Raw genomic sequence first — 12,626 nt, 5'->3', positions numbered from 1 at the left:
CGACGCGGCGCCCCCGACCCCGCACACCCACCGACTCCCGCTTCATCCACGTCCAGGAGGAGACACCATGACCGTCCCGAGCCCCACCCCTTCGCCCGACACCACCCCGCAGGAGTTCGACTACCTGGTGGTCGGCGGCGGCTCCGCCGGCGCCGTCGTGGCCGCCCGGCTGTCCGAGGACCCGTCCGTGACGGTCGGGCTGATCGAGGCCGGCCCGCACGACGCGGGCATCGACGAGGTGCTCACCCTCAGCCGCTGGATGGAGCTGCTGGAGTCCGGCTACGACTGGGACTACCCGCTCGAGGAGCAGGAGAACGGCAACTCCTTCATGCGCATGGCCCGCGCCAAGGTGCTGGGCGGGTGCTCCTCCCACAACTCGTGCATCGCGTTCTGGGCCCCCGCCGAGGACATCGACGAGTGGGAGCGGCGCTTCGGCGCCGAGGGCTGGAACGCCGAGACCGCCTTCCGGCTCTACCAGAAGCTCGAGAACAACGACGATCCCGGCGCCCACCACGGCCACGACGGGCCCGTGCACCTCATGCAGGTGCCGGACGACGACCCGTGCGGCGTCGCGGTGCTCGAGGCCTGCGAGCAGACGGGCATCCCGCGAACCCCGTTCAACACCGGGAGCACGGTGGTCAACGGCGCGAACTTCTTCCAGATCAACCGCCGGCCCGACGGCACCCGGGCCTCGGCCTCGGTGGCCTACCTGCACCCGGCCGCCGACCGGGGCAACCTCACGATCCTGCACTCGACCCACGCCACGCGCGTGGTGGTCGAGGCCGGCAGGGCCGTGGGCGTGGAGGTCGTGGACAACGCCTTCGGCGCCACCCGCACCGTGGCCGCCCGCCGCGAGGTGGTCGTCTCCGCCGGGGCGGTCGACACCCCGAAGCTGCTGATGCTCTCCGGGATCGGCCCCGCCGAGCACCTGCGCGAGGTCGGCGTGGACGTGCTCGTGGACGCCCCCGGCGTCGGCGCGAACCTCCAGGACCACCCCGAGGGCGTGATCCAGTGGGCGGCGAGGAAGCCGATGGTCACCGAGTCCACCCAGTGGTGGGAGGCCGGGATCTTCACCCAGGTCGACCCGGACACCGACCGGCCGGACCTGATGATGCACTACGGCTCGGTCAACTTCGACATGCACACCTACCGGCAGGGCTACCCGACGGCGGACAACGCCTTCTGCCTCACGCCCAACGTCACCCACGCGCGCTCCCGCGGCACGGTGCGGCTGCGCTCGCGGGACTTCCGGGACAAGCCGAGGGTCGACCCGCGGTACTTCACCGATCCCGAGGGCTACGACATGCGGATCATGATTGCCGGGATCCGCAAGGCCCGGGAGATCGCGGCGCAGCCGGCGCTGGCCGAGTGGGCGGGGGAGGAGCTCTTCCCGGGGAAGGATGTGCAGACCGACGAGCAGATCGCCGACTACGTCCGGCGGACCCACAACACCGTCTACCACCCGGCCGGCTCCTGCCGGATGGGCCCGGCCGAGGACGGGATGTCCCCGCTGGACCCGCGGCTGCGGGTCAAGGGCGTGGACGGCCTGCGCGTGGCCGACGCCTCGGTGATGCCGGAGCTGACCACGGTCAACCCGAACATCACCGTCTACATGATCGGGGAGCGGGCCGCGGAGCTCATCGCGGCCGACCGTGCCGGGGAGCGGGCGGAGGAGCTCGTGGCGGCCGAGCGGTGAGCCCGTCCTCGTGACGGACGAACGGGCCCGGTGCCTCCCGCGGGAGGCACCGGGCCCGTTTCTCCGTGCCGTTTCTCCGTGCCGTTTCTTTCGTGCAGTTCTCCCGAGCCTTCCGGCCCTAGGAGGTCGGCGCCTTGACCTTGTAGATCGCGCCGGTCGACACGTCCTCCTCGAGCGCCTCGAGCGTGCGGCCGCGGGTCTCGGGGACCTGCGTGTACACGAAGAGCAGCGCCAGCACGCCGACGCCGGCGAAGAGGAAGAACGTCCCGGTGATGCCGACGGCGTCGACCAGGGAGGGGAAGTAGAGCGAGAGGAAGCCGTTGGCCACCCACAGCGCGAATATGGACACCCCGATCCCGAAGCCGCGCATGTGCAGCGGGAACACCTCGGAGAGGTACACCCACACGGCGACGTTGAGGAAGGTCTGCATGGAGCCGACGAAGGCCACCACGAGGGCCAGGATGACCCAGGGCCGCAGCGGGTTGCCCTCCTCCAGCGTCATCGCGGAGAACCCGATGAGCAGGTGGCAGGTGGTCGTCAGCGTCAGGCCGATCATGAAGGTCTTGCGCCGGTCGAGCCGGTCCATCAGGTACAGCGCGATGAAGCCGCCGATCACGGCGATCACGCCGGGGGCGATGTTGGCGATGAGGGCGGCGTTCGCGGAGAAGCCGGACTCGATCAGCACGATCTGCCCGTAGTACATGATCGAGTTGATGCCGGTGAGCTGCTGGGCGATGCCGAGGCCGATGCCGACCAGCATGATCCGGACCAGGTTCTTGTTGGTCAGGATCGCGCCCAGCCCGATCTGCTGCTCGGCGCGCTCCTCCTCCGTGATGTGCTCGACCTCGCCGAGCTCGGCGATCGCCCGGTCCTCGGAGCGGACCTTCTTGAGCACCTCGAGGGCGTCGTCGTGCCGGCCCTTCTCGACGAGCCAGCGCGGGGACTCCGGCATCCGGAGCATCCCGATGAACAGGGCCACGGCCGGCAGCGCGGAGATCGCGAACATGATCCGCCAGACCCCGGTGACATCGCTGAAGACGTTGCCGATGATCGCGTTGATCACGAACGCCGAGAGCTGGCCGATCACGATGGCCACCTCGTTGCGGCCCGCGATCGAGCCACGGATCTCGTAGGGGGCCATTTCCGCGAGGAAGACGGGCACGACGCCCGAGGCCCCGCCGACGGCCAGGCCCAGGCAGATGCGCCCGGCCACCAGGATCTCGTAGTTGGGGGTGAACACGACGATCATCGTGCCGACGAAGAACAGGACGGCGAGCAGGAGGATCGTCTTGCGGCGCCCCCAGGCGTCCGAGAGGCGCCCGCCGGACAGGGCCCCGACGGCGGCCGCGAAGACGAGCGAGCTGGTGACCACGCCCTCGGTGAACGGGGTGAGGCCGAGCTCGGCCGACATCGGGCGCAGCGCGCCGTTGATCACACCGGTGTCGTAGCCGAAGAGCAGGCCGCCGAAGCAGGCGACGATGGAGATCAGCCCGAGGTACTTGCGATGTGGTCCGGAGGTGAGCGGCGGCAGCGTCGCCGCCGACTCGCGGGATGAGGAGGTGGCCATCGTGGGTTCCTTTGTTCGTGCGCGGCGGTCGCGCTTCTCGCACTGCGCGATCCCTGGGACGGACGGGACACTCGGTGAGTGACTCACGTCTCAAAAGTGTTGATGTCACGATGTTAGGACATATGGGTGAGCCGCGTCACCCCTCCGGGGCGAATTGCTTCGGAACGACGTCCGGCCGAGGGGCAGAGGCCCTGGTCAGGCGGGATCGCGGAACAGGAGGATGTCGGCCCACTGGGCCTCCTCGTGGCGCACCAGCACCGTGCCGCAGACGATCTCCTCCCGCCGCCCGCCGCGAAACGGGTCGAAGACCGAGGTCCGGGCGTGGAACATGTTGGGGAACCCGCCGACGAATCCGTTCGCGGTGGCGTAGTCCTGGGTCGCCCGGAAGCGCGCCTCGACGTCGCCGAGCTGGTTCTCGCGAAGGTTGAGGTGGTACAGGCTCACGTCCCGCCACTCCGCGGCCCGCGGGGTCAGCAGGTACGTGCCCAGGCGCAGCCCGTCGCCGTAGTCGCCGTCGAAGAAGGCGGGGAAGCCGCCGGGCGAGCCGTGGGCGGAGGCGTACCTGGCCACCGCGCGCATCCGTTCGCCGAAGTCGCCCAGCGCGGTGTCGGGGATCCCGAGCTCGGCCTGCGGGGGAGTGTGCCACTGCACGCCGCCGGGCCGCAGCATGATCGTGCCGCCCACGTGGTCCAGGCCGTACCGGGCGAAGTAGAAGTTCGGGAAGCCCGTGGCGAAGCCCTTCTCGGCCACCTTCACGGCCCGTGTGCGGAAGGTCTGGATGAGCTGGTCGTCACGGGAGGGTCCGGTGCCCGGGAAGACGCCGATGAACTGAGGGGGCGCCTTCGCCGGGGCCGGGCCCATGACCGCGTCGAGCTGCTCGCGCAGCGGGCGCAGCGGGGCGTCGGCGGCCTTGGGCGTGGCCGAGACCCAGGTCCACGGGGTCGGGGTGTCGTCCTTGCCCGGCGCCCTCTCCACCGTGGCCAGGGCGTGGACGCCCACCAGGGCGTAGCCGCTGAGCGTCCACGCGAAGGAGGGGCCGCCGCTGTCGCCGCCGGCGATGAAGCCCCCGTCCTGGCTGGCGTACCAGTACAGGGCGGGGTCCGTGGCGTCGGTGACGCGGGCGTAGCCCACGCGGTACTGTCCGTCGCTCTGGGACGGGACGGCCGTGTCCCCGGACCCGGTGGCGAACTGGAAGATGCCCCGGCCGAAGACGGTGAGGGCCATGCCGCCCTCGGAGCCGAAGTAGGGGAACTGCCCGTCGGCGTTGACCAGCCGGGTCTGGTCGGGGGCCAGTGTCGTCTGGACGAACGGGGAGGCGAGCTGGAGCAGGGCGACGTCGTAGGGCCGGAAGGTCTCGATCCGCACGACCGTGCGGGTCTGTGCCGTTCCGCTGCCGTCGCCCACGTCCCAGCCGGCCCCGATGCTCATCGGCGCCAGGCTCTGCAGCAGGTTCTGCCCGGGCCGGTCCGGGTCCGGGACGAAGTTCCCGGAGGCGTCCCGCTGCTCCACGCAGTGCGCGGCCGTGATCACCCACCCCGGGCGCAGCAGGCACCCGCTGCACGAGCCGTTGACCGTCACCAGGCCGAACTCCTCCTGCACGGCCGCGCTGACGGCCGTGCCGCGGAGGGCCTGCCTCACCTGTCCCAGTCGTTCCCCGCCCATGACCGACCTCCGAAGCTACGAGGCGTCGCCCGGAGTCGCGGGCCGATGCCGCCAGTGGACCGTTCGTCCTCGGAGTGTCCCACCGGTCCGCCCGGTGGAACAGGGCTGCGACCCAACCGTGACCTGGGGCGACGCCGTGGCGCCGTCCGGGCGCGGTACGGCACGGCTCAGCGGTCGAAGCGCGCGCCCCCGGGCTTCGGGGCGAGCACCAGGAGCACCAGCAGGACGAGCCCGCCGATCAGGGGGACGAGGCCGAGCAGATAGAACCAGCCGGACAGGTCGACGTCGTGCAGGCGCCGGACGGTCACGGCGATGCCCGGGAGGAGGTTCACGAGCCCGAAGGCGAACATCAGGAGGGAGAGCAGGAGCCCGAGGGCGTTGGTCTCTCCCGTGGGGGACGTCCCGACGACGGAGGAGAGGATGCTCAGCACCACGGCGACCCCGGCGGTGTACAGCGCGACCCACCAGTACTCGGAGCGGCTGGCCCGCCCGGAGAACTGGGCGTACCGGGCGTAGAAGCGCCGGACGGCCCCGGCGAACCCGACGGGAACGCCCGCCTGGGAGCCGAGCGGCCGGGGGGCCCGCTGGTAGGGGCCGGGGTTCCCGAAGCCACGACCGGGGGTCCCGGTGGCGGGGCCGAACCCCTGCGAGTAGTCGTGGCCCACGCCCGACGACGGCGTCCTGCGCATGCTCATGGTCTCTCCCCGCGAAGAAGTGTTTGCTGGTGCACAAAGCGTAGGGCGCGGGTGCCGTGTTCGTTCCACCGGGGAGCAAGAAAGATCGAAATGCATCCTTTATTGCGGAGCGGTCGGTGTCGGCCACCGGGCCGGGCCGCTGGGGGTGCCGGTCAGTGGCGGGTGCGCCGCGCGGCGGGGTGTGCTGGGCTGTGCTCCTGCGCCGGGACGGCGGCCGTGGTGGCGCGCACGACGACCCGTGTGGGCAGCTTCTGCGCCGGGTCCGGCTGCTCGCCGCGCAGCAGGGCCAGCAGCAGGAGCGCGGTCCGGGTGCCCTGCTCACGGACCGGCTGTCGGACCGTGGTGAGGTCCACGAGCTCGGCCAGCGGGTGGTCGTCGATGCCGACGACCGAGATGTCCTCCGGCACGCGGAGGCCGGCGCGCCGGATGGTGCGCATCGCTCCCAGGGCCATCTCGTCCGAGTGGGCCAGGACGGCGGTGGGGAACGTGCGGGCACTGAGCAGCCGCTCCATGGCTTCGGCGGCCTGGACGCCTCCCCACGTGGTGGTGACGACCAGGTCCTCGTCGACCGGGACCCCGGCGGCCGCCATGGCCTCGTAGAAGCCCCGGGTGCGTCCGTGGCGAGCGGGTTGATCGGCGCGGTCGGGGTCGACGGCCGTGATCGTGGCGATGCGCCGGTGCCCCAGGCGCAGCAGGTGCTCCGTGGCCTGCCGGACGGCGGTGGCGTCGTCGACGGAGACGTAGGGGTAGGTCGCGTCCTGGCCTCCTGCGGCCACGATGGTGACGCCCATCAGCTCGAGCCGGCGCCGCTCGTGCTCGGTGACCGGGACGGCGACCACCACGATGGCGTCGACCTTGCGGCGGGCGGGGAGGTGCTCGAAGAACGCGTGACGGCCCCCCGGGTCACCGACGTGGTAGAGCAGCACGTCGTGCCCGGCCTGGCGCAGGACCTCCTCGAGGCCGTTGACCATCTCCCCGAAGTACCAGCGGTCGATGTGGGGCACCACCAGGGCGACGGTGCGGGTGGCTCCGGTGGCCAGGCGCGAGGCGTCCGGGGAGGCGACGTACTCGAGGCGGCGGGCGACCTCGGCGACACGCTCCCGGGTGGCGGCGGACACGCCGTAGGCGCTGTTGAGCGCGCGGGAGGCCGTGGCCAGGGACACGCCGGCCTCCCGGGCCACGTCGGCCAGGCCGACGGCTTTCGAGGAGTTCATGGCCTCAGTGTAGGGGCATAGGAAGCGTTTCCGAAACCCTCTCGGAAAAGCGACGGACAGCGGGATGCGGACCACGTCGTCCTCGGGACATCACGGATAAGTGGGGGTTGACATCGGCCAGATGTGTCCCACATCATTTTCGGAAGCGCTTCCGAAACGGGGCGCACAACTCTTCCGGAGGAGGAAGTCCCATGACCGATCGTCTGGCCACTCAGCATTCCGTCCGCACGGCACGCTCGAGGTGGCGCGCCCTGGGGGCGGGTGCCTGCGCGGTGTTCGCCCTGGCGGCGTGCGCGCCTCCCGGCGGGGGCTCGGCCCCGGCCGGTTCCGGGGCGGACCCCACGGACGTCTCCACCGAGCTGGGGGAGGAGCCCATCGAGCTGACCCTCTACGACGGCGCGGGGCTCAAGGCCAAGGACGAGGCGCTGATCGAGGCCTTCGAGGAGAAGCACCCCAACGTGACGATCACCGGCCGCTACGACCCCGACGACGTCCAGGCCCAGAACGCCCCGCGCGTGCTGGCCTCGGACGACCCGCCGGACATCGCCCGGGTGATCGCCCTGTCCGATGTGGCCGGCGACGGGCTGCTGACCAACCTCGACGCCTACGCCGACGCCTACGGCTGGGACGAGCTCCCGGAGGGCCAGCTGGCCCAGTACCGGGTGAACGAGGACGGGGTGCGAGGGGAGGGCTCGCAGTACACCCTGGCCGACGGCTTCACCGTCACCGGCTTCTACTACAACAAGGACCTGGCCGAGCAGCTGGGCATGACCGCCCCGCCGCAGACCATGGAGGAGCTGGAGGAACTGCTGGCCTTGGCCGAGGAGGCCGACATGGTGCCGATCATGGCGGGCAACCAGACCGGGCAGGTGATGACCAGTGCTCAGATGATGCTCAACAACGCCCTGGGGGCCGAGGCTGTCAACGACTGGGTCTTCCACGCCCCGGAGGCCACGATCGACACCCCCGAGGCCGCCGAGGCCGTGGGCACGGTCCAGGAATGGGCCGAGGCCGGGTACTTCCCCGCCGACACCAACGGCACCGACGCCACCGCGGCGCTGGGGCGCTTCGCCAACGGCGAGGCCTTGTTCTACGCCTCCGGCAACTGGGACGCCGCCGCCCTGGACGAGCAGATGGGCGAGAACGTCGGGTTCTTCCTGCCCCCCGCCCCGGAGGGCGAGGAGCCTGCGACGATGTCGGACCCGGCCTCGAACTTCGCCATTCCGGCCGGCTCCGACGACAAGGACGCCGCCGCCGCGTTCCTGGACTTCCTGCGCTCCGAGGAGGCACGTCAGGTGGTCGCCGACGCCGGCTTCGCCCCGTCCGGCGAGGGCGAGGTCCCGGCCACGGAGGAGGGGTCGGTCAAGGCGCAGATCCAGGAGGCCTTCGCCCAGCTGGTGGAGGCCGACGGCCAGGTGCAGTTCGTGCAGAACGCCACCAACGGCCTGACCACCACCTGGAACTCCGAGGTCCAGCGCCTCGTCGAGGGAGCCACGAGCCCGGAGGACATGCTGGCCGCGGTCCAGCGCCAGTACGAGAGTGAACTGGATCGATGAGTTCCCTCGACGGTTCCACCGGACCCCTGCAGGGCCTGGTCCGGCCGGCCCCCGCTCCTGCGGCGGAGCCGGCCGGGCGGCCCGGCCGCGCCGAGGAGGCTCCCCGGCCCCGGCGTCGGAGGAGGAACTGGGGCGGATGGCTGTTCGCGGCGCCGGCGGCGCTCATGTACGCGCTGTTCGTGCTGCGCCCGCTGGCCGCGTCGGTCCAGTACTCCTTCTACGACTGGGACGGCATCACCGTGGCCACCTTCGTGGGCCTGGACAACTACGTGCGGGTCTTCACCGACCCGCAGCTGCTGTCCTCCATCTGGCACGCCTTCTTCCTGATCATCTTCTTCACCGCCATCCCCGTGACGGTCGCGCTGCTGGTGGCCGGCCTCATCCGGGAGCTGCGCAGCAAGGGACTGGGCAAGCTGGCCCAGGCCCTGCTGTTCATCCCCTACGTCATCCCCGCCGCCGCGGCGGCGGTCGCCTGGAGCTGGATGTACGCCACCACCGGGGCGGTGAACCAGCTGCTGTCGGCCGTCGGGCTGGAGTCCGTGACCCGCGCCTGGTTCGGCGACTTCACCTGGGCGCTGCCAGCGGTGGGCCTGATCGGCACCTGGATCAACCTCGGCTTCTGCACCATCCTGCTGATGTCCGGCATCGGCAAGATCGACGCCTCCCTGTACGAGGCGGCCAAGCTGGACGGGGCCGGGTTCTTCCAGACCTTCCGGGCCATCACCCTGCCCGGGCTGCGCCAGGAGATCGGCGTCTGCGTGACCATCACGATCATCGCCGCCCTGGCCAGCTTCGACATCGTCTTCATGGCCACCCAGGGCGGACCGGGCTACGCCACCATGGTGCCCGGCGTGCAGGTGTACCAGCTCGGTTTCACCGAGTCACGCATCGGGCTGGCCTCGGCCCTGGCCCTGGTCCTCAGCGTCCTCGTGCTGGCCGTGATCCTGCCCCTCCAGCGACTCTTCCGGGAGAAGTGACCATGCGAACCCCCACGAGCACCCAGATCCCCGGCGTGGCCCTGCTGCTGCTGGCGATGGCCTTCTCGATCTTCCCGCTGCTGAGCATGCTCTTCACCGCCCTGCAGCCGCAGGGGTCGGTGCCGCTGGGCCTGAGCTGGCCCAGCGACCCGCAGTGGCACAACTTCCTCGACGCCTGGAACGTCGCCAACATCACCACCCTGGCCGGCTCCAGCTTCCTGCTCGTGCTCGGCGTGGTGCCCCTCGGGGTGCTGCTGGCCACCATGGCCGGCTACGCCCTGGGCCAGCTGCGCATCCCCGGCGGCTCGATCTTCTTCGTGCTGCTGCTGCTGGGACTGACCCTGCCCTTCGAGGTGACGATCGTCCCGCTGTACTACCAGATCCGCGAGATGGGCCTGCTCAACACCCGGCTGGGCCTGATCCTGCCGCTGATCGGGCTGAACCTGCCGTTCGCGGTCTTCTGGATGCGTGCCCACTTCCTCAACGCCCCGCAGGAGCTCTCCGAGGCCTCGAGCATGGACGGGGCCAACGCCTGGCAGTCCTTCCGCGCCATCCACCTGCCCCTGGCCCTGCCGGCGATCGCCTCCCTGGCGCTGCTGATGTTCATCTCCACCTGGAACCAGTTCCTGCTGGCCATCGTGCTGATGGATGACCCCGAGAAGCGCACCATGGCCGGCGCCCTGCAGAACTTCGTCGGCCAGTACTCCACCGACGTGGTCCTGCTCAACGCCGGTGCGCTGCTCATCATGGCCCCGATGATCCTGGTCTTCCTCTTCTTCCAGCGGCACATCGTCAAGGCCATGCTCGCCGGCTCGGTCAAGGGCTGACCCGGCTCCGGCCGTGCGTCGTCGGCGGCCCCACCGCGGGGCCGCCGGTGAGCGCCGACCACGCCCCGGCCCGCGGGCCGCCCCTCGTCTCTCATCCTCGGACGGAGTCCTCATGTCCTCTTCTCCTGCCCTGCCCGCCACCGACCCGGACTGGTGGCGCACCGCGGTGGTCTACCAGGTCTATCCCCGCTCCTTCGCCGACTCCGACGGCGACGGCGTCGGGGACCTGGGCGGGCTGCTCTCCCGCCTGCCGTACCTCGCCGAGCTGGGTGCGGACGCGATCTGGCTCAGTCCCTTCTACCCGTCCCCGCTTGCCGACGGCGGCTACGACGTCTCCGAGTACCGCGACGTCGACCCGCGGCTGGGCACCCTGGACGACTTCGACCGGGTCGTGGCCACCGCCCACGGGCTGGGCCTCAAGATCATCGTCGACATCGTCCCCAACCACACCTCCGACCAGCACCCCTGGTTCCGGGAGGCCCTCGCCTCCCCCGAGGGTTCCCCGGCGCGGGACCGCTACATCTTCCGCGACGGCACCGGTCCCGACGGCGACCGGCCCCCGGCGGACTGGGTCTCCCACTTCGGGGGGCCGGCCTGGGAACGGGTCGTCGAGCCGGACGGGACGCCGGGGCAGTGGTACTGCCACCTCTTCGCGAAGGAGCAGCCCGACCTGAACTGGGACAACCCCGAGGTCCGCGCCTACTTCGCCGACACACTGCGGTTCTGGGCCGACCGCGGCGTGGACGGGTTCCGCATCGACGTCGCCCACTCCCTGGCCAAGGACCTCTCCCACCCGCTGCGCGACCAGCCGAACCTGGACCGCATGCTGCCCCTGGACGGCACCGACCCGCTCTACGACCGCGAGGAGGTGCACACCATCTACCAGGAGTGGCGCCAGGTCTTCGACGAGTACGACCCGCCCCGGATGGCCGTGGCCGAGACCTGGTCCCCGGCCAACGAGCGGACCTACCTCTACGCCCGGCCCACCGAGCTGGGGCAGGTCTTCGACTTCTCCCTGCTGAAGTCCGAGTGGGGCAGCGACCGGTTCAGGACCGTGATCGACCAGGCCATCGCCGGCCACGCCGGGACCGGTGGCGGCCTCACCTGGGTGCTGTCCTCCCACGACGTCCCCCGCCACGCCTCCCGGCTCGCCCTGCCCGAGGGCGCCGACCCGGACGAGTGGCTGAACAGCGACGGACGTCACCCGGTGATCGACCCGCAACGGGGGCTGCGCCGCGCGCGGGCCGCCACCCTCATGATGCTGGCCCTGCCCGGCTCGCCCTACCTGTACCAGGGCGAGGAGCTGGGCCTGCCCGAGGTCCCCGACATCCCGCACGAGGCGCTGCAGGACCCGGTCTGGGAACGCACCGGGCACGCCCTCAAGGGCCGTGACGGCGCCCGGGTGCCCCTTCCGTGGACGCGCACCGGGACCTCCTTCGGCTTCGGCGACGACGGCGCCTGGCTGCCCCAGCCCGCGTCGTTCGGTGAGCTGTCGGTCGAGGCCCAGGACGGCGTGGCCGGCTCCACCCTGGAGATGTACCGCCACGCCCTGCGCCTGCGCCGTGAGCTCCCCGGGCTGCGCTGCACCGACTTCGCCTGGGCCGACGCCCCTTCCCGGTGCCTGTCCTTCGACCGCGGGCCCGGATTCCGGTGCCTCGTCAACCTCTCCGACACCCCGTGTCCGCTGCCCGAGGGCGCGGAGGTCCTGATCTCCAGCGGCTCGCTGCCCGACGGGCAGCTGCCGCCCGACCACGCCGTGTGGCTGTCCGTGTCCTGATCCCCGCCCTCTGGATGCCCGCCCTCTCGATCCCCGCCGCGGGGCCGTCCCGGCTCCCGGCCATGCCCCACCGACCCGGCGCAGTGTGTGCCGGGATCCCTGAAAGGAACGACTGATCATGTCTTCTGTCGTCTACGACCGTGTCACCTGCCAGTACCCCGGGGCGGCCTCGCCCTCGGTGACCGACCTGTCCCTGGAGATCGCCGACGGGGAGTTCCTCGTCCTGGTCGGGCCCTCCGGCTGCGGGAAGTCCACGACCCTGCGGATGCTCGCCGGGCTGGAGGAGGTCACCTCCGGGTCCATCCGGATCGGGGACCGTGATGTCACCGACGTGCCCTCGCGGGACCGGGACATCGCGATGGTCTTCCAGAACTACGCCCTCTACCCCCACATGGCTGTGGCCGAGAACATGGGCTTCGCCCTGAAGATCGCCAAGATCGACGCGACGGAACGGCGCCGGCGGGTGGAGGAGGCGGCGAAGATCCTGGACCTGAGCGACTACCTGGACCGCAAGCCCAAGGCCCTGTCCGGCGGCCAGCGCCAGCGGGTGGCGATGGGGCGGGCCATCGTGCGCTCCCCGCAGGTGTTCCTGATGGACGAGCCGCTGTCCAACCTCGACGCCAAGCTCAGAGTGCAGACCCGCACCCAGATCGCC

General features: G+C 71.1%; 10 protein-coding genes. 6 read left to right on the top strand and 4 right to left on the bottom strand.

Going from position 1 to position 12,626, the window contains the following annotated elements; genetic code table 11:
• Positions 1–67: 67 nt before the first annotated feature.
• Positions 68–1,696, top strand: coding sequence for a GMC family oxidoreductase N-terminal domain-containing protein (locus tag ACH9EU_RS03185; RefSeq protein ID WP_396412489.1), 1,629 nt, complete (start codon positions 68–70; stop codon positions 1,694–1,696).
• A 118-nt stretch (positions 1,697–1,814) separates the two neighbouring features.
• Here the strand turns inward: ACH9EU_RS03185 and ACH9EU_RS03180 are convergent, their stop codons facing one another.
• The 4 genes from ACH9EU_RS03180 to ACH9EU_RS03165 form a co-directional block, all read right to left on the bottom strand.
• Positions 1,815–3,314, bottom strand: coding sequence for a sugar porter family MFS transporter (locus ACH9EU_RS03180; protein WP_396412490.1), 1,500 nt, complete (start codon positions 3,312–3,314; stop codon positions 1,815–1,817).
• A 144-nt stretch (positions 3,315–3,458) separates the two neighbouring features.
• Positions 3,459–4,901 (bottom strand): trypsin-like serine protease, encoded by a 1,443-nt coding sequence (locus tag ACH9EU_RS03175; RefSeq protein ID WP_396412488.1) that lies wholly within the window; start codon positions 4,899–4,901, stop codon positions 3,459–3,461.
• A 191-nt stretch (positions 4,902–5,092) separates the two neighbouring features.
• Positions 5,093–5,620 (bottom strand): DUF805 domain-containing protein, encoded by a 528-nt coding sequence (locus tag ACH9EU_RS03170; RefSeq protein ID WP_396412487.1) that lies wholly within the window; start codon positions 5,618–5,620, stop codon positions 5,093–5,095.
• 152 nt (positions 5,621–5,772) lie between these two features.
• Positions 5,773–6,834: a substrate-binding domain-containing protein gene (locus ACH9EU_RS03165; protein WP_396412486.1), complete on the bottom strand. Its 1,062-nt coding sequence runs from the start codon at positions 6,832–6,834 to the stop codon at positions 5,773–5,775.
• A gap of 191 nt (positions 6,835–7,025) precedes the next feature.
• On the opposite strand from ACH9EU_RS03165, the gene ACH9EU_RS03160 reads away from it, so the two are divergent.
• The 5 genes from ACH9EU_RS03160 to ACH9EU_RS03140 form a co-directional block, all read left to right on the top strand.
• Positions 7,026–8,390 carry an extracellular solute-binding protein gene (locus ACH9EU_RS03160; RefSeq protein WP_396412485.1) on the top strand — a complete coding sequence of 455 codons (1,365 nt, stop codon included), beginning with the start codon at positions 7,026–7,028 and terminating at the stop codon, positions 8,388–8,390.
• The gene (locus ACH9EU_RS03155) at positions 8,387–9,367 is read left to right on the top strand and encodes an ABC transporter permease subunit (protein ID WP_396412484.1); all 981 of its coding nucleotides are present in this window, start codon (positions 8,387–8,389) and stop codon (positions 9,365–9,367) included. The genes ACH9EU_RS03160 and ACH9EU_RS03155 overlap by 4 nt, the downstream gene beginning before the upstream one ends.
• Before the next feature lie 2 nt (positions 9,368–9,369).
• Positions 9,370–10,194: an ABC transporter permease subunit gene (locus ACH9EU_RS03150; RefSeq protein WP_396412483.1), complete on the top strand. Its 825-nt coding sequence runs from the start codon at positions 9,370–9,372 to the stop codon at positions 10,192–10,194.
• A 112-nt stretch (positions 10,195–10,306) separates the two neighbouring features.
• A complete protein-coding gene (locus ACH9EU_RS03145; RefSeq protein WP_396412482.1) occupies positions 10,307–11,971 on the top strand; it encodes an alpha-amylase family glycosyl hydrolase in 1,665 nt (554 codons plus the stop codon).
• 118 nt (positions 11,972–12,089) lie between these two features.
• Positions 12,090–12,626, top strand: a 537-nt coding sequence (locus ACH9EU_RS03140; RefSeq protein WP_396412481.1) for an ATP-binding cassette domain-containing protein, incomplete at its 3' end; no start/stop codon positions are given.

Origin of the sequence: Kocuria rhizosphaerae, assembly GCF_044462265.1 — a bacterium.
Taxonomy (GTDB): domain Bacteria; phylum Actinomycetota; class Actinomycetes; order Actinomycetales; family Micrococcaceae; genus Kocuria; species Kocuria rhizosphaerae.
Note: the sequence above shows the minus strand (reverse complement) of the source record. Positions and strands in the feature narration are given on the sequence as shown.

Coding starts and splice junctions, on each gene's coding strand:
- ACH9EU_RS03185 (WP_396412489.1), top strand. CDS start 68: ATGACCGTCCCGAGCCCCACCCCTTCGCCCGACACCACCCCGCAGGAG.
- ACH9EU_RS03170 (WP_396412487.1), bottom strand. CDS start 5,620: ATGAGCATGCGCAGGACGCCGTCGTCGGGCGTGGGCCACGACTACTCG.
- ACH9EU_RS03165 (WP_396412486.1), bottom strand. CDS start 6,834: ATGAACTCCTCGAAAGCCGTCGGCCTGGCCGACGTGGCCCGGGAGGCC.
- ACH9EU_RS03160 (WP_396412485.1), top strand. CDS start 7,026: ATGACCGATCGTCTGGCCACTCAGCATTCCGTCCGCACGGCACGCTCG.
- ACH9EU_RS03155 (WP_396412484.1), top strand. CDS start 8,387: ATGAGTTCCCTCGACGGTTCCACCGGACCCCTGCAGGGCCTGGTCCGG.
- ACH9EU_RS03150 (WP_396412483.1), top strand. CDS start 9,370: ATGCGAACCCCCACGAGCACCCAGATCCCCGGCGTGGCCCTGCTGCTG.
- ACH9EU_RS03145 (WP_396412482.1), top strand. CDS start 10,307: ATGTCCTCTTCTCCTGCCCTGCCCGCCACCGACCCGGACTGGTGGCGC.